Source organism: Blastopirellula marina (assembly GCF_002967765.1).
In the GTDB taxonomy this organism is placed as follows: domain Bacteria; phylum Planctomycetota; class Planctomycetia; order Pirellulales; family Pirellulaceae; genus Bremerella; species Bremerella marina_A.
The window spans coordinates 1,044,796-1,061,647 of record NZ_PUHY01000012.1; the positions used below are offsets into that span (position 1 = coordinate 1,044,796).

Annotated in this window: 15 protein-coding genes, 1 pseudogene and 1 riboswitch; of the genes and pseudogenes, 5 read left to right on the forward strand and 11 right to left on the reverse strand. The window is 52.5% G+C overall.

Features of this window, described 5'->3' with window-relative positions:
- Positions 1 to 49: 49 nt before the first annotated feature.
- From C5Y83_RS20790 to pcp, 5 genes are all read right to left on the reverse strand, one after another.
- A complete protein-coding gene (locus tag C5Y83_RS20790) occupies positions 50 to 1,888 on the reverse strand; it encodes a hypothetical protein (protein WP_105331656.1) in 1,839 nt (612 codons plus the stop codon).
- A 173-nt stretch (positions 1,889 to 2,061) separates the two neighbouring features.
- Positions 2,062 to 2,721, reverse strand: a complete 660-nt coding sequence (locus tag C5Y83_RS20795; protein ID WP_105331941.1) for a hypothetical protein — start codon at positions 2,719 to 2,721, stop codon at positions 2,062 to 2,064.
- A 247-nt stretch (positions 2,722 to 2,968) separates the two neighbouring features.
- Complete coding sequence (locus tag C5Y83_RS20800) at positions 2,969 to 3,625, reverse strand: hypothetical protein (RefSeq protein ID WP_105331657.1); 657 nt, start codon at positions 3,623 to 3,625, stop codon at positions 2,969 to 2,971.
- Positions 3,626 to 3,732: 107 nt separating this feature from the next.
- A complete protein-coding gene (locus C5Y83_RS30180) occupies positions 3,733 to 3,951 on the reverse strand; it encodes an immunity 17 family protein (RefSeq protein WP_105331658.1) in 219 nt (72 codons plus the stop codon).
- A gap of 234 nt (positions 3,952 to 4,185) precedes the next feature.
- Positions 4,186 to 4,899: a pyroglutamyl-peptidase I gene (pcp, locus tag C5Y83_RS20815; RefSeq protein WP_199195081.1), complete on the reverse strand. Its 714-nt coding sequence runs from the start codon at positions 4,897 to 4,899 to the stop codon at positions 4,186 to 4,188.
- A gap of 214 nt (positions 4,900 to 5,113) precedes the next feature.
- Between pcp and C5Y83_RS20820 the strand changes: the two genes are divergently transcribed.
- Positions 5,114 to 5,704 (forward strand): hypothetical protein, encoded by a 591-nt coding sequence (locus tag C5Y83_RS20820; protein ID WP_105331660.1) that lies wholly within the window; start codon positions 5,114 to 5,116, stop codon positions 5,702 to 5,704.
- Between the two features lie 2 nt (positions 5,705 to 5,706).
- On the opposite strand, the gene C5Y83_RS20825 is transcribed toward C5Y83_RS20820, so the two are convergent.
- Complete coding sequence (locus C5Y83_RS20825; RefSeq protein WP_105331661.1) at positions 5,707 to 7,389, reverse strand: right-handed parallel beta-helix repeat-containing protein; 1,683 nt, start codon at positions 7,387 to 7,389, stop codon at positions 5,707 to 5,709.
- 253 nt (positions 7,390 to 7,642) lie between these two features.
- Positions 7,643 to 7,905: riboswitch (cobalamin riboswitch) on the forward strand.
- Between the two features lie 205 nt (positions 7,906 to 8,110).
- Here C5Y83_RS20825 and C5Y83_RS20830 point away from each other — a divergent pair.
- Positions 8,111 to 9,001, forward strand: a complete 891-nt coding sequence (locus C5Y83_RS20830) for a DUF4465 domain-containing protein (RefSeq protein ID WP_105331662.1) — start codon at positions 8,111 to 8,113, stop codon at positions 8,999 to 9,001.
- An 85-nt stretch (positions 9,002 to 9,086) separates the two neighbouring features.
- On the forward strand, positions 9,087 to 10,076 hold the full coding sequence (locus C5Y83_RS20835) for a DUF1559 domain-containing protein (RefSeq protein WP_105331663.1): 990 nt from the start codon (positions 9,087 to 9,089) through the stop codon (positions 10,074 to 10,076).
- 421 nt (positions 10,077 to 10,497) lie between these two features.
- Here C5Y83_RS20835 and C5Y83_RS20840 read toward each other — a convergent pair whose 3' ends face one another.
- From C5Y83_RS20840 to C5Y83_RS20860, 5 genes and pseudogenes are all read right to left on the reverse strand, one after another.
- A complete protein-coding gene (locus C5Y83_RS20840; protein ID WP_105331664.1) occupies positions 10,498 to 10,776 on the reverse strand; it encodes a hypothetical protein in 279 nt (92 codons plus the stop codon).
- A 207-nt stretch (positions 10,777 to 10,983) separates the two neighbouring features.
- Positions 10,984 to 11,466: an SMI1/KNR4 family protein gene (locus C5Y83_RS20845; protein WP_105331665.1), complete on the reverse strand. Its 483-nt coding sequence runs from the start codon at positions 11,464 to 11,466 to the stop codon at positions 10,984 to 10,986.
- A gap of 19 nt (positions 11,467 to 11,485) precedes the next feature.
- Positions 11,486 to 11,653: pseudogene (locus tag C5Y83_RS29625) on the reverse strand (tyrosine-type recombinase/integrase); the annotation flags it as partial.
- A gap of 298 nt (positions 11,654 to 11,951) precedes the next feature.
- Positions 11,952 to 12,494 (reverse strand): hypothetical protein, encoded by a 543-nt coding sequence (locus tag C5Y83_RS20855; RefSeq protein WP_105331666.1) that lies wholly within the window; start codon positions 12,492 to 12,494, stop codon positions 11,952 to 11,954.
- 477 nt (positions 12,495 to 12,971) lie between these two features.
- The gene (locus tag C5Y83_RS20860) at positions 12,972 to 13,976 is read right to left on the reverse strand and encodes a sugar phosphate isomerase/epimerase family protein (RefSeq protein ID WP_105331667.1); all 1,005 of its coding nucleotides are present in this window, start codon (positions 13,974 to 13,976) and stop codon (positions 12,972 to 12,974) included.
- A 220-nt stretch (positions 13,977 to 14,196) separates the two neighbouring features.
- On the opposite strand from C5Y83_RS20860, the gene C5Y83_RS20865 reads away from it, so the two are divergent.
- Both C5Y83_RS20865 and C5Y83_RS20870 read left to right on the forward strand, forming a co-directional pair.
- Entirely contained in the window at positions 14,197 to 15,225 is a 1,029-nt protein-coding gene (locus C5Y83_RS20865) for a hypothetical protein (RefSeq protein WP_105331668.1), read from the forward strand.
- Between the two features lie 112 nt (positions 15,226 to 15,337).
- Entirely contained in the window at positions 15,338 to 16,798 is a 1,461-nt protein-coding gene (locus C5Y83_RS20870; RefSeq protein WP_105331669.1) for a hypothetical protein, read from the forward strand.
- The last annotated feature ends 54 nt before the right edge of the window (positions 16,799 to 16,852 follow it).

Below are 16,852 nucleotides of genomic sequence, written 5' to 3' on the forward strand. Positions count from 1 at the left end.
ATTACCGGCGGCCACGCTTCCATGCCACGGCCTGCGGTAGTGGCGATCCTTAAAGATGGATCACGACGTCGGGCAATGCCTGCTTAAGTCGTTCGGCACCGGCTGCAGTGATGCGGGTTTGCCGGGCATCAATCATTTCCAAATTCTTGAGCCGCGAAAGCTTTAGCAGTCCTGCGTCGGAGATCTGGGTGACCGCCATTCGTAGCACCTTCAGCTTCGAAAGAGATCCGAGGTGGCTCAAGCCTTGATCGGAAACGGCCGTTCCACTGATGTCGAGTTCTTCTAGTTGGCTAAGCTGGCCGATGGTTGATAGCGCGGCATCGTTGATCCGTGTCGAGGCGACGCTGAGGTCCCGCAGTGATTGGCAGCCCTTCAGCGGAGCTATACCTTCACCGGTTATTGAAGTGAAGGTCAAATCGAGCCACTTCAACTGGGCGAACGTACCAATTCGTTCCAAGGCACGATCGTCGATGCCGGTGCATTTTCCCAGTGCTAAGTCGGTCGTAGCAGAGCCTTGTGGCAATGCGAGAATTTGTTCGGTACTCACGCTAAGGTAAGCTGCGTACTGAGGATCGATTGCTGCTAATCCTTTCTGTCCCAGTCGCATTTCCAAGCTATGCGCTCGATCGTTTCGCTGATAAATATCGACCAAGTATTGGGTGAATGGCTCGCGTCGCTTTTGTTGATCGCCGTCGAGAAAGAAATGGGCCAGCCCGGCCGATTCGCTGTAGATCGCGCCTATGTCATCACTCTTTTGTAGTTCGCTTCGTCCCATCGCGACGAGTTCTTCAAGCTTGATGTAGAAGTCTCCCATCAAGAAGCGATTGCGAGCAAATTGCAGTCGCGTTGCGTCGATACCTCCGAGGGTGACATATTCGTCTTCGATGCGGAGCGATTCCATGTACATGGCGACCGCTTCGATGGCCCAGGTATTGTAGTTGACGCCAACATCGTTTGAGGCCGATCGATATTCTTGAAACAGTTGATGTGCGACCTCGTGATGCCACGTAGCGTGGGCTTGGTCGCTTTCATCATGAAATAGGAAAACCATCTCCTCGTCGAACTGGTAGATCCCCAGGGTGATGCCAATTCGGGGCTGTTTTGCTTCCAGGTAGTTGACGTACTCGCCCCGTGATTTGAAGAGCACGACGTCAAACTTTTTCCGCACCGGGCTGGGCGTGCCTCCATCGAAATAGCTGGCCAATTGGCGTTCGTTACTCCAATACGAGAAGAACATCTGTTCCCATGCGGAATAGACGATCTCCAGGCGTTCGCCCAACTCTAGTCCGGCCGCTTCGCTTTCGTTGGTCATGATCTGGAAGTGAGGCGTATCGATCTGCCAGAACGATCTCGAGGGCCAACCTAACTTTGGATGATCAAATCGCGGTTGCTTGGCTCTGGTGGTAACCCCGGGGCGACGCCAAGTACCATTGACCTGGTTGTAGCCTAATATCCGTCTCGCATCGGCGTGGTCGGGATTCTCTCGCAGCACTTCATGCAGCGTGCGATACGACGCTGGTCCGTTGTTGGCGATTAGAAGTTCTTGGGCGTGTTTGTAGAGAGCATCTGCTTGGGTGTTGCGTAACGTGCGAAACTTGTTGTGCCAGAATTGAACTAACTGAGGGGCATCCTCTTTCGGTTGATGCGTATCTGTCTCTGGAACGAGAAAAAAGAGGTTCTCTTCGCCATGTGGTTTCACGATCCATTCGCGAGTAATCTTCGCTTGGTCTGGTAAGCCGACTTCATCGCATTTAGCAGCCAGTTGAGCGAGTTCGGCCTGATAACGCTGATCGAGCTCGCTACGTGAAGGCGCAGCGGCATTCAGTGTCGCGGCAGAAACGAGCAAGATGGCAATCGTCAAATAGTGCACAGGCAACTCAGCGAACAAGACGAAAGTCTTTCCTAAGACAAGAGATTTAACTCTTCTATTCTAGTCTCTCAGGGGAATAATTCCCCGGCGATTACGAAGCCAATTCGGGCTACGTCGCTTAGCCGACCACTTGCATAGGCCGGTTTGTAGCGTTTGTGCGAAAAACACACGTTCGGTTGCCGCCGTCTTAGCTAGCGTAGTGGGGGTGGTTGTTGGAGGCCAGGTCCGCCGCGGTGCGGTCGTTTCACGTACCCATCAGGAGCATCCTTGATGCTGTCCAGGCATTCGTCCGAGCATGCATGGATTAACAAGGGAACAATGTCAGAGCCCATGCGGCGTGAGGTCCATCGCTGCAAAGGTGCTTCGGAGAATTCACGATCGCACATACTGCATGTTTTCGGTCGAAGCAGCGTCGAATGTTGCGGCAAGGCAGGGAAGGGAGGACGAAACTTGTAGTTGCCGTAGATGGCCCGCGTACTAACGACGCTGCTTCGCAGATTTTTGCAACGACGAATTTCGTAAGGAAACCAATGTAAGCGATACGAGGTGTAGGGACTGAAGTCTTTGAGCGACGTCATGTCACCAATTTCGGGTGGAATGCGTACCAAACTGCTTCCGTAAAGCACCAAACGTTTGACCTGTTTGAGCTTCGAAATTGAGGGAGGAAGCGTCACGATCTGGATTGAATGCTCAGGTGGCATGTTCGTCAGTGGTTCAAAAACCTCACGCCCATCTGCTGCTGCCTCGTCGACCAATTCCAATAGGCGAATCCACCCAGGCGATGTTTCATCTTGAACCTCTTGATGAATTGTTAGCTCTTGCCAGCGTTCATTCTTCTGAGGCAAACGCATGCACTTGCACGCTGGACGTTCGACTGAATTGATGTTGGCTTGCCTCGCAAATTGATTTTGAAGAGGCGGCAGGTCGTTGTCGTTCACCATGATTCACCCGCCTTGCCATTCGAGGTAAAGCAAATTGTTAGAAGTAATGCCGGCTCAGCCATGATTTCTTCGCTAGTTGGAGAGTAAGTTCACGGTACCGCGAATCAAACATCCTGGCAAGGAAATGGATTTCGGCTCGCCAATGCGGTACGTCGCTTTAAATCGACTTGCCACCAACGGCCGCGACGGCCTGATCGATGAAGTGACGCATCTCCGCAGTGCAGCGATCGTGTGGTTCATACCATTTCCACTCTCGTTGCCGGGCTCGTCGGAGCGAACTCAAAATGATAGCACCTTTTGGTCCAAGCTTGGCCACGGCCGCACAAAGCCCTTGTAAGCGATCACCCACGTCTTCCGTTTCGATCGCTGCCGCGAGAAGTGGGATAAAGAAAGCGTCGTTCTCACCCCAGCCAAATTCAGCAACATATTCGCAATATCGATCGATGCAATCGTGCGATGATTGGCCCTGCAATAAGTCCAGCATGATGAACTCAATGATTTCGATCCAAGCACGCATCTGCTCGCGATCCTCGTTGGAGATCAACTGGTTACGGACCAGCATACTGCCATCTGTGATTGCCCAGTTGCGAGCTTTAACCGTGATGACGAAGACCGCTTCGACAAGTTCTCGTTCGATTAACTTGGGTCTAGCAATCGATTCGCCGACCGAAAGAAGGGCTTCGATAACCGAATGGAAGTTGCAGGCTTTAATGCCGTTATAGGGACGCAGACACCCGAGAAAGCCGGAGTCGTAGAAATCGTCGGTGATACCAGCGTGACGGATTAGCTCGGCTTTGGCGGCGTCGTATTCCATAATTCAACCCATGCAATTGAAGCGTTAAGGCGTTTCGTTTTAACGCTCTGGGTATTCGTTGACAGTCCCGTCTCGTGAAGTGAATGGAATTGCCGGTCGCTGAAATGCTACTTCGGTTGGAACGGCGGTAGATTAAGTAATGCCAATACCCCAAATACGATGACCATCACACCAAGAAAGGCGTAGAGCATTCGTGCGTTTTGTCTTCCAAAAAACTGGACTGCCAGCTTTTGTCGGCCTCGTGAAAAGAACCATTCCCAATCGAGACAACCTGCGCAGACAAAAAACAAGCCAATCGGAAGTCCGAGCAAACCCCAATAATTCATGCGAATGACACCTCGCCTCTTTCGAGCTCTGTGGTTCAACGTTTACTACGACAATGTAGATCAGGTAACACGTGTGTTTTCAAAGTTAGCTGATATTCGTGAGCTAGTTATAGTGCACGCCGGGTCGACACAAAACCTCTTGCTGTGCGATTTCTTTCTGCCATTCCCGATGCATCTCTTTATCGAAATGGAAGGAACAACGGCAGCGAAGCGATGCCTCTTGATTCGTACTGGCTAGATCTGCAGGCGAGACGAAATGGGCGTGTTGATGTCTTGCTCATGCTCGATTGCTGCGCGAATGCCCACCTCGACGCCTGTGGCCGACGTTTCCACGGACATGCTCGGCGATCCGAGGTTCTCTGGCAAAGCAGCAACTCGGGGAAGGTGCGGTAGGTGAATCCAGCCGACTCGCAGAGGCAGCTTGTTGATCGATGCGTGATGCAAGATTCCATACATTAAGTGATTGCAGCAGAAGGTCCCAGCGGCATCTGAAATGTCGGCGGGAATGCCTGCATCACGCATCGACCTTACCATTGCCCGAATGGGAAGTGTGCTGTAGTAGGCGACCGGACCGTTGGGGACCGTCAGATCTCCTTGCAACGCACGTTTTGCGTTATCGACCAGCCCATAACGCGTCGAGTCGTTTAGATTCTGGGCAATGCGTTCGACGGTAATCGTCGCTCGCCCGCCATACTCGCCTAGCATAACGACAATGGCCGGTTGGACTTCGGCAATCGCGTTGACAACGTACTCGATACATTGAAAGAAGCTGTTCGGTACGATTCGCGATACGATTTCTACATTCGCCACCAACTTACCATCAAGATGTCGGGCTACTGATTCAGCCGGATTGTACGGCGTGTTTCCATAGGCTTCAAATCCTGTCAACAAGACCTTCGCCATTGCTTCCCCTTCGATGAATCGCAGCGACTTTAAGAACAACTGCAAACGGTTTTACTCTATTCTAGCGGGTGACTAGTTTGTTTGCGTTCCGAGAGCGGAGATTGTTCTTGGTGAAAGATTGTAGGAATTATTCGCAAGATTATCTTCCGATTGTTGGCTTTGTTGTATTATCTAAATGGCAAGAATATGAACGTGACGATTCCATTCTCTCGATGTTAAAGTTTGGCTCGATTCGCATCGTCATCTGATACGAGGTCTCATGGTCATTCCAATTCCCATTCCCGTCACCGAAAGACTCGTCGTCGCGGCGGAAGGTGCGGTTTGGAAGTTTGTCACTTGCTCGAGTTGTCAGGAAGAATTTGCTTACTTGCTACAGTTGGAAGCGATCGGTGAGGTGAGCAAAGTGATTTTCATGGACAATGAAGAAGCCACGCAGGAGGCGTATGCGCATGCACAGCGTAATCTGGCCAAGAAGAGCGAAAACGTGGTGCTGCCAACTCCTTGTCCGTGTTGCGGGATGTATCAGGAGGAAATGGCCGCCATTTTGAAGGAAGAGGCCTATCATGACCGTATCTTCGGCGTCGGTATGGCCGTGACCGTGCTTTCTTTCATTCCGCTGGCGTTGAGTATCCCCAACAATTGGCTTGTTACGATTTGTGGTGTCGCGATTGGCGGTGCTATTATGGGATATGTTGAATTGGCAGCTGCCCTGTACGATCCTAATAGCGGCGATCCAGAACCGAGGAAGCGACTCGGAAAGAAGCATACCGTATGGGGTGAGAATTTGGCGAAGCTGCGAGCCATGCTTGCTGAGAGCGAGCCCAAAGTTCAACGCCCGGCATCCAAGTAAGCTCATTCAGGTAGTGCGTCCTTCGTATCTTTTTCTGGCCGAAGGATGTTATTCGTGACAACGGCTTGCTGGCCGGTAACGCGGACTGATTCATCTTTCTTTCCGTCAGATAGGGCGATGTTGTCAAAGGCATTTGCTGGTTGAGTTGAGTCATGGATCACGATCGCCGTTTCCATAAATCGTCGAGTCGTATTGTGGATCGCCCGAATCTGTTCCGCCTTCGAGGCGAACAGGGCGTGTCGCCAGCCTTCGATCTGATTGTCGATGAAATCGACGCTTGAGCCTTCGTGGACCCAAACGGCGAAGTTCGGTGGTCCAGGGCCTTTACGCGGCCCATTACCGTGAAAATGGTTTCCTGAAATCGTTGCTGTGCCTTGAACCAGGACGCCAGCGACGCCACCGCCTGTGATGATGTTATTGGAAATTGAGGCACGCGAACTGCCTTGAATTGCAATCATAGGTGGCATGCCGCCGGTTCGACTGAGTTGATTGTCGATGATTTGTACTTGGGATTCATTCTGAACGCCGATCGCAACTGTCTTGTTATCCGTGCAGCGATTCCGGATCACGATCGCCTTGGCCTTGTCGCGAATGCCAATGCCTGATTCTTGATTCTCGAAGCAATGATTGCCAACGATGATTGGTCGAGCGTCCTGCTGCGCTCCAATTCCTGACATCTCATTCTGAAAGCAATCGTTCCGTTCAATCACGGGCGATGCTCCGGTTCGACAGCCGATTCCTGCTTCCCGGTTGCGATAGCAGCGATTGAGACGCAGCGTGGGGGTGGCATCCTCACGGACACCGATGCCGGCCATGTGGTTGTCGTAACATTCGTTGTGTTCGACCAAGGGGCCGGTATCCTTACCTGTGCGAATACCGATTCCTGCGCGGCGGTTTTCGTAACACTTGTTACCACGGACGACCGGGCTCGATCCTTCACTGATTCCAATTCCGGCGCGGATGTTGCCGTAGCACGAATTATTGATGACCATCGGACTGGCGTGATTTGCGTGTCCGATGCCTGCGTAGAAATTCTCGAAGCAGGTATTCGCTTCGACGGTCGGCGACGAGTACGTCATCACCCCTATCCCGCCACCCATGTTCCGATAGGTAACGTTTCGAAGGATCTTTGGAGAGACTCGTTTGCCCTCTGCTCCGATAATGACAATGCCGGTGTATCCAACATGGTGGACGATGTTGTTGATAACTCGGCAATCCGCGATACCGATGACGCTGATCCCTGCGATGCCTGGTTTGCCGATATGCTCCTCCGATTGTTCTTCACCTTGCGATGCATGGTGCTGGTTCCAGGCGTCTTCGTCATAGCTGCCGATTCCGGTGACCGAAAACCCGTCGAGGGTTGCATCTTCCGCCATCGCGATGCCAGGGGAGTCTTCATTACCATCAGTTCCATCGATAATCGTTTGTTCGGCTCGCATCAGGCCAAGTTTGCCCTGCGTGTCATCTCCGGCGCTACGAAGGGTAATTTTGTCCTTAAGTTGGATTCGCTCGCGATAGGTCCCTGGACCGACCAGAACGGTATCGCCTGAAGCGGCGGCATTGATTGCTGCTTGGATCGTCTTGTGATCCTCCGGAACACGCAGCGTCGCCGCTTCGGCTAACGGAGATTGTTCGACGAACAATATCAACAAGAGAAGGGGGACGGCAGATCGTAGCTTTGGCATGGGATCGGTCCTTGTTTCAAGACATCCGTTATTCGCGAGAAATGGACATGGCTTCTAGGATGGCATCTGGGGAGAAGCGGCGGATTAGACGCCGAGAGTTGGTAGGTACTTTCATGATACTTTCTCGTATCGCTGGACGCTTCTAGAAAATTGCCCGTTCCTCCAGAAGCGTGTTTTCTAGTCGTTGGTCACTTCGTGGGCTTGGAGGCGAAACGAAGATGTCGGTCGCATTGACAATTAGGGGAAATGCGATAGTCTGTCTGGTGTTCGAGGTGATCTTTGCTGCTGTGCAGCAAGGTGAACAGGGAACTCCGGTGCGTCTTTCTTAACGAAGACTATTCCGGGACGGTCCGGCCGCTGTGTGCTGCCCGCGATTTTGAACCGATCGCAAGTGTTGCTCCTTTCTTTGGATTGAGCCATTGTCCGCCTGAATCATTCAGGTACCACGGATGAGAAGGCTGTGAGCAAGTGCTAAGGCAGTGAGTCAGAAGACCTACCTCGAATTTGACGATGTGGTGCCCTCCTGGATTGGGGCAATCGTTGCCGTTGATCGCCACGTATCCACCTTTGGTTGATGTTTGTGGTGTGCGGTTGGTTTCTTTCTTTTAACGTCTTCCCGTAGTAGTCGCACTGTAATCGATTGTTGATACGCCTTCGTTTGGTCCTGGTTTTAAGGACTGGCGGCAAGGTGACGCTCGGCGTGCGCGCGAAAGTGATTGTCATGCGAATCATCGCAACCTTGATGTTGTTGTTTCTCGTTTCTCATGCTCAAGCTGCCATGGTCATCGACTTCGAGTCGTTGCCGGTCGCCGGTGGTGGTTATTACAACGGCGATGTGAGTGATGGGGCTCCTTTTCGTGATAGCTACACCACGCTCGGTAGTGGACCGGGGCTATACGGGGGAACCGAATACGCCCAAGTTTGGACCAGCGGCGGTGTTGAATTTAGTAACACCTTCAACGCTGACTACGGCAGTTGGAGCGGATGGAGTTGGTCGAACGTTGCCGATGCCACCACGCCGGGTTACTCCAATCAATATGCATCGTTCGCTGGAGGTGGATCAGATGGAGCTGGCGGAGCGATCGCTGGTGGAAAATATGCGGTTGGTTTTGGCAGTGGTACCATCAATTTGCCTGGCAATGCATCGCTGAAGTCGATGGATATCACGAATGCGACGTATGCTGGTCTTTCGATGCGGGATGGTGACGGATTCTCGAAGGCGTTTGGTGGGACTAGCGGAAACGACCCTGATTACTTCAACGTCGTGTTCACTGGTTTCGATGGGTTCGATGGAACTGGTAGCGAGATCGGGTCGCAGACGGTCGCGCTTGCGGACTTCACGTTTGCCGACAATAGTCAGGACTATATCCTTAGTGATTGGCTGAATGTCGATCTTTCCTCGCTAGGAGCTGCTCGTTCGATCGCTTTCTCATTCGAGTCGAGTGATTCCAGTATCTACGGGATCAATACGCCAGTTTATTTTGCAATGGACAACCTAACGATCACCACCGTTCCAGAGCCGTCCACGCTGATGTTGGTTGGAAGTTTCGCAGCTGCAACCGGTCTGTTTCGCTTGAGTCGTCGAAAGCGAATCGCGAACGGCGATCGTTAAAGGATGGGAACTGTTATCGGTTTCTCGCCACGAAATGGTTGGGCGAGAATGACTGTTTACTGAGTTGCCTCGCGAGGATGAGTTGATGTCGTTACCGTTGTTCCAGCGACCGCGACTTGGTTTCACGCTGGTTGAACTGCTGGTGGTGATCGCGATCATTGGAGGTTTGATCGCCATTCTTCTGCCGGCCGTCCAGCAAGCTCGTGAGGCTGCTCGGAGGATGCAGTGCCAGAACAACCTCAAGCAGATTAGCCTGGCCACGCATCTTTACAACGACACTTATCGTGCTTTGCCGATGGGTGGGTACGGCGGAGGTTTGTTTAGCTCCGCCATGGAGAACCTTCCCAACGCGATCAAGTATCGTCAGGTCAGCTGGGGGACGGCGCTGCTTCCGTACGTCGAGCAGAACGCGTTGTACGATCAGTTCGATTCAAGCTTCTGGTATACCCAGGCCCCGAATCAGCAGATCTCGCAGACCAAACTGTCGGTCTTTGTGTGCCCGTCGAACCCCAGCGGTGATCAGCTAAAGCCAAACGGGGATATTCCCACTTCAACAATCCTTTATGGCCGCAGCGACTATGGTGGAAACAACGGAGAACGTAGTCTCCGCTGTAAGCCGGAGTCGGCCACCGGGGCATGCCAAAACAACTACGGAAACTCCGATTCTGGTCCGCGTGGCCCGGTTCAAGTGAGTCTGGCCGGACGGCCGAACATTGCCATGCGAAACATTACCGATGGAACATCGAATACGATTTGGGCTGGCGAAGCACCCAACGCGCAGCATGGCTTGTGGGCTGGGCATAAGAATCTGTTCGATCAAAGTGCACCGGTCAACGCAAGAATCGGCGACAAAGAGCCTTGGCGAGATGCCGTCTGGCAATCATGCACGACCGCATTCGGAGAAGTCGGCACCATGAAGTGCGACTACGGCCAAGAGTTTCACAGCTACCACCCCGGCGGATGCCTCTTCGCTTTCATGGACGGCCACGGAGTCTTCCTCTCCGAGACGCTCGATCACAAGGTCTTCTGTGCCTTATTGAGTTACAAGGGAGGTGAAGTGGTCACGGACTTTTGATGGCTCGAGTTGATGTTCGCATCAATCGGTCTTTCTCAGCGGTATCTCTAGCCCAGCTTCGGCCACTTCCATGATAGGCGTGGAGTCGTCGAGCGTCTTATCTGTGACTATATCGCGGGCAATATACTTCAGATGCCGTCGCGCGAAAAAAGTCTAAGCTAGGAAGCCGGCGAAGAGAACGACAGCGATCAAGTTCAGCGCGAGTATTGCTTTATACATGGTTCAGCTTGGGTTGCCATTACAGGCTTTGGTCAACAGAAGTTACCTTCTTCGGGACTTTTCCCGCATGATTGAGAAACGGACGGTGTGTTTCTCGATAGCAAGCGGGACAATTGAACTACAAAGATCACGCCCTCCTTACGCATCTTGAAAGGCGGTCCTCACAACGATCAGCCAAGTATCGGGCAAGACAACGTCTAAGTTATGCCCCGCCGCGTGGAGTGACGCGATCACCTTTTGACGGCTGATCACTTCGAATCCCAGTCAGCGTCAATCCAACCTGCTGGCCTTTTGAGGCTTGTTTTAGATCACCTTGTTGGATCGATTCGATATTGTCAACGTCGACATCGACTGGCCCTGCAGATGTATGTACCACGAGCTTATCTCCTACGCGCACAGTACCATCGGTTATCGTCCCCACCAAGATTACACGATCGACAGGCGGCTGGATATAGAACACCTCTTCGACGGTGAATTGCATCTTCCGTACCGTTGCTGTCGGTGCCGCCGCAGGACTTGTTGCGGGCGTTGTCGCATCACATCCGCAAAACGAAGTGCCGATGAGTAGGACGATTGTTGTTCGTAGAAAGGACATAACGTTACGGATCACACGGCTGCGGCGAACGATTCACCACTCCAAAAACCACCACTCCGCGGCTCGCCGTGCATCCGATCGTTACCCGCGTTCTTATCCGTCGCGATCGGAGCATGCAATATCAGCCGCGTCAATTAAATCACGTTCATTGTCGAGCACATATTTGACGTAGTCAAAAAATGAAGGGAATACGATGTCCCCTGCAATATCGTCAGGCACGAATTCCCAACCAGTGATGTAAACGGAATGTGTGTTGGTGTCAGGGATAACTGTCGTGTCAAGTAGCACCACACCGCCGTCGTGGTGGTCATAAAGAACCACGAAGTTGTGCGGAAGACCGAGCGAATCGCGAGCAGTCAGCGTGTCTGTCACAGTGTCGGTGAGTGAGCAAATACCGGTTGCGTGCCAATATCCGTAGGTTGTGAGTAGCCAAGTAATGTCACTTGGGAGTTGCACGCCGAGCGATTCCTCAGCTGCGGAGATCGAAGCTTGCGTTTCAGGAAGCCGCCCCGCGAACCAAATGTTGTTGTCTGCGACGAAGCGACGAAACGGATTAAGTGCGGAGTCAACCATCATTCATTCGGGTAACTAGTGTTTATTCGGAATCCAGGCTGTCGCAGTCAGCCGGGCTGCGGACGCCACGGCCTTCCTGTTTCAAAACATGAGTATAAATCATCGCCGTCATAACATCACTGTAACCAGGGAATTCCTGTACTGTGCGGATGTCATAGCCCGATTCGATCAGATGGGTTGCGAACGAAGAACCACTGCGGAGATTGCCTTCGACAGGGTAGATTCGTGCAAGTGATGACGCTGCCGAATACGACTGCGAGGATCAACAATCCCGCAGGACCAATCCTTGCAATGATCTGAGTCCTCGAACTTCATGCACCTCCCAGGTCGAAACGTCATGTTCTGAAATAACAAGTGACCAATGTCATGCCCTCCTCATGCATCATTGCTTGAAAAAATTGTGGTTTGTCCGATGCGTGCCTAGGACGCGGCCATCCAGCTTTGATTTGGGAAACCGCGCGATCCGCGGCTCGGTGTTCATCGCTTTGTTATCCGCTTTCTTCCGTCACAATCCTTTGATGTCGATTCCGCCTGAGAATCAAGATGAGAATGATCGGCAATGCAATGACTGAAACGTCGGCAATGACTGGAGAAGCAAAAGCTCCACGAATCACGATGGCATTTGATGGAATAACTAGGGTCTGTGCGGCGGTAGACGCCTCAACATATTCATGCCGAATAAACACGACAGAGCCATTGAGCCGGTTGCGGGCTTGAAAACTTGCTGGCGGTTGAGAGCTTACTGCGCATCGCGAAATCGGGATCACCAGTAGGTCCGATCGCTCGTCCATTACGTTGTAAGAGTATCCAGGAAAAGACGCAGCTACCGAATCCGAGATTGTGCGTCGGAACCAGCGCCTATAGTCCTTCTCTCCGTGGATGCGGTATTCGTCAATATGCTGTACTGCCTCTGTAGGCCTATCTTGAATGCACCCGGCTAACTCTACAGCTGGTATGCGAAACCATCCGATCCAGAGAGCAACGCCAGCAGTCAGAATGAATAACTCGCCAAGTGAAAAGCGTTTAGGCATGCGTTAGACCCAGATCGACTTCGCTTCATTCGGATAACTAGACTTCTAAACACAACAAACGATTGACCCTTGACGGCAAGGCGCTAATTACTATCCATACGCAAAGAATCACTCGGACACACTTATTTTGTCACACGCTGTACCAATGACGCCAACAAATTACATCGATCCGGCGGACGATTCCAGCAGCAACTAACTTTCGACACAAATTGCAGATAGTCCAGCTCAACGCAGCGTTATCAATAATGACCTTCGCTCTTCAACCGTATCCATTCGGCAAGTCCGTCGTTGGTGGACTTGGCACTCACCCCAACCTTGATTCATTTGGACGTTAGGAGCTAAGGACGAATCGTCCTGAGCATCTTTTGGGATTTACAACATCGTCAACTACAAGCTTAACAACTCCCACACAAAAAAAGAGCCGGACCTCAAATGGGCCCGGCTCTTTTCAATTCACTCTCAAGCAGCGTTGTCCATTTACTGCTTCTCTTTATCAAATGCCGAGTCGAACGCCACGTCGCTCGGGGCGAAGTCGATGCTGCGGACGAATTCGCAAGACTCTTCGGCCCCATGCAGGCGGTCCATGCCGCTGTCTTCCCACTCGATGCTTAAGGGGCCGGTGTACTGGATGTCGTTCAAGGCGCGGATGATTTCCTCGAAGTTCACGCCGCCATGGCCAGGGCTGCGGAAGTTCCAACCGCGGCGATGATCGCCGAAGTCGATGTGGCTACCGAGGATCCCAGTACGACCGTTGAGTGTGGTGATTGCGTCCTTGATGTGGACGTGATAGATGCGGTCTGGGAAGTAACGAATGAATTCGACCGGGTCGATTCCTTGCCAAAGCAGGTGGCTTGGGTCGAAGTTGAAGCCGAACTCTTCGCGGTGACCGATTGCATCCAGGGCCTTTTCGGCGCTGTAAATGTCAAAGGCGATTTCAGTCGGATGAACTTCCAGACCGAACTTGATGCCGCACTCGCCGAATACGTCCATGATCGGGTTCCAGCGATCGGCGAACAGCTTGAAGCCATCGTCGATCATCTTTGGTGGAACCGGTGGGAAGCTGTACAGAAGATGCCAGATGCTGGAACCGGTAAAGCCGTTGACGACCGGCACGCCAAACTTCTGGGCGGCGCGGGCAGCATTCTTCACGGCTTCGGCGGCACGATCGTTGACGCCAGCCGGATCGCCATCGCCCCAAACCGATTCAGGCAAGATTGCTTTGTGACGCTCGTCGATGATATCGCATACAGCCTGGCCGCACAGATGCGTGCTAATCGACCAGCAACCGAGGTCGTACTTGTCGAGCTGTTCGCGTTTTTTATCGCAATAGTCGTCTTCGGTGACAGCCCGGTCGACCTCGAAGTGATCGCCCCAGCAGGCCAATTCAAGACCGTCGAAACCAAACCCTTTCATGGTTTTGGCCATATCGTCCAGTTTCATGTCCGCCCATTGGCCGGTGAACATCGTGACAGGTCGAGCCATGCTGTGCTCCTTACTCGGTGAAAAACGCGTCGATGGAATGTCTATGCAAAAGTTCGGGGAACCTACTGAATCGGTATTTTGTCGCTTGCCGTGGCAGGATGCAACCAGACAGACCTGACCAGTAAAGGATTTCCAAGGGTAGTGATTTTGCCAATCCGGGGGGCTGCCGCGAATAGGATGCTATATTGAAGCGAGGATCCATTCATAGGAGTTTGAAGTAATGCGCGCAATCCGAACGTCGCTGTCCCTTTTGCTGGCTGTCGCTTTTTTCGGCTTGGCGAGCGCCGAACATCGCGTCACGCTTGAGGTGATCACGGAAAAGGGGATCTCGATCACCGCACTTCAGGCCTGGAGCAAGCTGCTGCAAGATAAGGGGGCCGATAGCGTTCAGGTGCGGGGCGGACACGACGGCGAAAAAGTCGAGATCGAAGAACTCGGATCCGGACGGACGAAGTCGTTCAAAGTGAAAGCAATCCTCTCGACGAACGAAACCTTGCATATGCCGGACGGCAAGCGGTTTACCAAGCGAAATATCGGTGATTTACCGGCCTGGTTCAATCGCATCAAGGTCGGGGGGGAAGAAGAGCTGAAGCGTGCACCGGGCAAAGATGGTATGACCGCCCCAGAACGGGAGGACTTAAGATCGAAACTCGCCAAGAAGATTGATTTCGATACGAAGGGAGAACCGCTCGCCGATGTTCTTGGTCGTATCCGCGAAACGACAGGACTTGAGTTTCGAGCCTCCCCATCGATCATCGCCCGGGCGCAGAATCTTGCGGCGATGGACGATGTGAAAGGATTGAGCTGTGGAACCGCAATGGCGATCCTCCTCCGCCCGCACAGCATGGTGATGGTTCCCAAGCGTGAGGTAGGGGGCGCGGTCCGGTTGCATGTATTTCCGCTAGGCGGGCAAGACGATGCGTGGCCGATCGGTCATCAGCCGCAGGAGAACGCCGGTCAAACCTGTCCGGTACTTTTTCAGTTCATTGATGTCGAAATCAACCGAAAACCGCTTGAGGAAGTACTCGCGGCGATTCTACCCCGGCTGAAAACGCCGTTGTATCGCGATCATTACAAAATCGAGAAAGACAACCTCAATCTAAACGTCGACGTCCGCTTTCCGAAGGACAAAACCTTCTACAAGAAAATCTTAGATCATGTTCTTTATCAAGCGATGCTGACCCTAGAGCTCAAGGTCGACGAAGCGGGGACTCCCTTTTTGTGGGTAACTTCGGCAAAACGCGGGTAACCCGAAGCTGTTAACTTGGGATTCTTTGATTAGAATTGTTTGAAATCGCGCAGCGTCGTCTGACGTTGCTGCACTAAGAATCCCACCTTCAACTGCTTGGATAACCGCACGCATGTTTTCTCGCTTTGCTTGCCAAACAACGGCGCGCCGCTGGTTTCATTGTCTCTTGGCTACCTCTCCGCTGCTTCTGGTAGGCCTGGCTGCTGCTAGTGTCGAAGACAATGAAATGGCGGCCTGGAAAAAGAACGACGAAGTCCCCAGCTACTTCGTCGACTTGGGTGATCAGCGGTGGTTGGAAGTGGAACCAAGCGGCAAAGAGTTTCGCTTCGAGGAACTTGAACGCAAAGACCAACAGGTCGAACTGATCGATCGTCGACGAAACATTAAGGTGAATCTCCACGCCGATTATGCTGAGCTGTCCATGCAAGGCAAACCATACGTCCGTTGGCGTAAAGGGGAGTGGGTTAAGTCGGAAGACTTGCCAGACTATGCCCAGGTTTCACCTGTCGATCACAAAGTGCGATTGATCTACTTTGTACCGACCGATCGTGAGCCTACGGCCAACTTTCGTGAGAAGATCAATACGTTGATGCACTTCGTCAACGAAACCTATAAGTATGAATTCCGTCGTCGTGGCTTGCCCGATCGTGGACTCGTGTTCGAAACGGACGACGAAGGTGTGCCGATCGTCCATTTGTTGCATGGGAAGAACAAAGCTCAGTACTACAACGGCGCGCCGAACTACGATCCTTATTTCCAATTGCGACAGTTGCGTCCCGAAATTCCTAAGAGCATCGGAAACGAGCACACGCACTTGGTAGTGACCTTTTTGGAAACGTACGACTCAGGCCCCAATCAATTTGAATGGCCAGGCGGTATCGCCCTCGGTGGCTGGCGTTCGGCCGACGGTGGCACCGCAAATTTCTCGGCTTGGGTACTGCAAGACATGTTCTGTGCGACCAACATCGATGATCAAAAGAAGCTATTTCGCGATCGCACGCCGATTGAAGGACGCACCGCATTAGGATATGGCCGAAAGAACTCGCCGCGATTCGAGTTCATTGAAGACGGCATGGGGGCCGTGATCCATGAAGTGGGGCACGCATTGGGATTACCGCATGATCAGCGTGATGATCGACATTACATCATGGGAAATGGATTTCGTAAGATGAGCGTGAACTTGGATGAGAACACGCCTGTCGAGCAGCGAGCTCGTTTCTCCGATGCGAACGCTCGGATTCTTGCCCAGTCGCGGCTGCTCAATCCAGAGGTCGATTTAACAGACCGAGAGTCTCCCAAGTTCGAGCTTTCACTCAGCAACACCGATCAACGGAACGTTTTCAAAGCCAAAGTGAAAGCTACCGATGACAAGGGGTTAAGGGCCGTGCTCTTCTTCGATGATGTGCGCGGCAGTGTCGTCGACGGCGATGACATGGATGGACAAGCCGCGGAGAAAGAGCTTGAGCTGGAGCTTCGCAAAGATGAGAAGGAGAACAGCGTTCGCCTGGAAGTGAAAGTGGTTGACCAAGGGGGCAACATTTCCACCGCCCGCGTTACGCACAAATTGCCGTAACACCTTTTGGGACAAGAAAACAAAACGCACCAGGGTCGGTGACCCTGGTGCGAT

Excerpts from the sequence above, each read along its gene's own strand:
- C5Y83_RS20795 (WP_105331941.1), bottom strand. The coding sequence starts at position 2,721 with ATGCGTTTGCCTCAGAAGAATGAACGCTGGCAAGAGCTAACAATTCAT.
- C5Y83_RS20800 (WP_105331657.1), bottom strand. The coding sequence starts at position 3,625 with ATGGAATACGACGCCGCCAAAGCCGAGCTAATCCGTCACGCTGGTATC.
- C5Y83_RS30180 (WP_105331658.1), bottom strand. The coding sequence starts at position 3,951 with ATGAATTATTGGGGTTTGCTCGGACTTCCGATTGGCTTGTTTTTTGTC.
- C5Y83_RS20820 (WP_105331660.1), top strand. The coding sequence starts at position 5,114 with ATGGTCATTCCAATTCCCATTCCCGTCACCGAAAGACTCGTCGTCGCG.
- C5Y83_RS20825 (WP_105331661.1), bottom strand. The coding sequence starts at position 7,389 with ATGCCAAAGCTACGATCTGCCGTCCCCCTTCTCTTGTTGATATTGTTC.
- C5Y83_RS20830 (WP_105331662.1), top strand. The coding sequence starts at position 8,111 with ATGCGAATCATCGCAACCTTGATGTTGTTGTTTCTCGTTTCTCATGCT.
- C5Y83_RS20835 (WP_105331663.1), top strand. The coding sequence starts at position 9,087 with ATGTCGTTACCGTTGTTCCAGCGACCGCGACTTGGTTTCACGCTGGTT.
- C5Y83_RS20840 (WP_105331664.1), bottom strand. The coding sequence starts at position 10,776 with ATGCAATTCACCGTCGAAGAGGTGTTCTATATCCAGCCGCCTGTCGAT.
- C5Y83_RS20845 (WP_105331665.1), bottom strand. The coding sequence starts at position 11,466 with ATGATGGTTGACTCCGCACTTAATCCGTTTCGTCGCTTCGTCGCAGAC.
- C5Y83_RS20855 (WP_105331666.1), bottom strand. The coding sequence starts at position 12,494 with ATGCCTAAACGCTTTTCACTTGGCGAGTTATTCATTCTGACTGCTGGC.
- C5Y83_RS20860 (WP_105331667.1), bottom strand. The coding sequence starts at position 13,976 with ATGGCTCGACCTGTCACGATGTTCACCGGCCAATGGGCGGACATGAAA.
- C5Y83_RS20865 (WP_105331668.1), top strand. The coding sequence starts at position 14,197 with ATGCGCGCAATCCGAACGTCGCTGTCCCTTTTGCTGGCTGTCGCTTTT.
- C5Y83_RS20870 (WP_105331669.1), top strand. The coding sequence starts at position 15,338 with ATGTTTTCTCGCTTTGCTTGCCAAACAACGGCGCGCCGCTGGTTTCAT.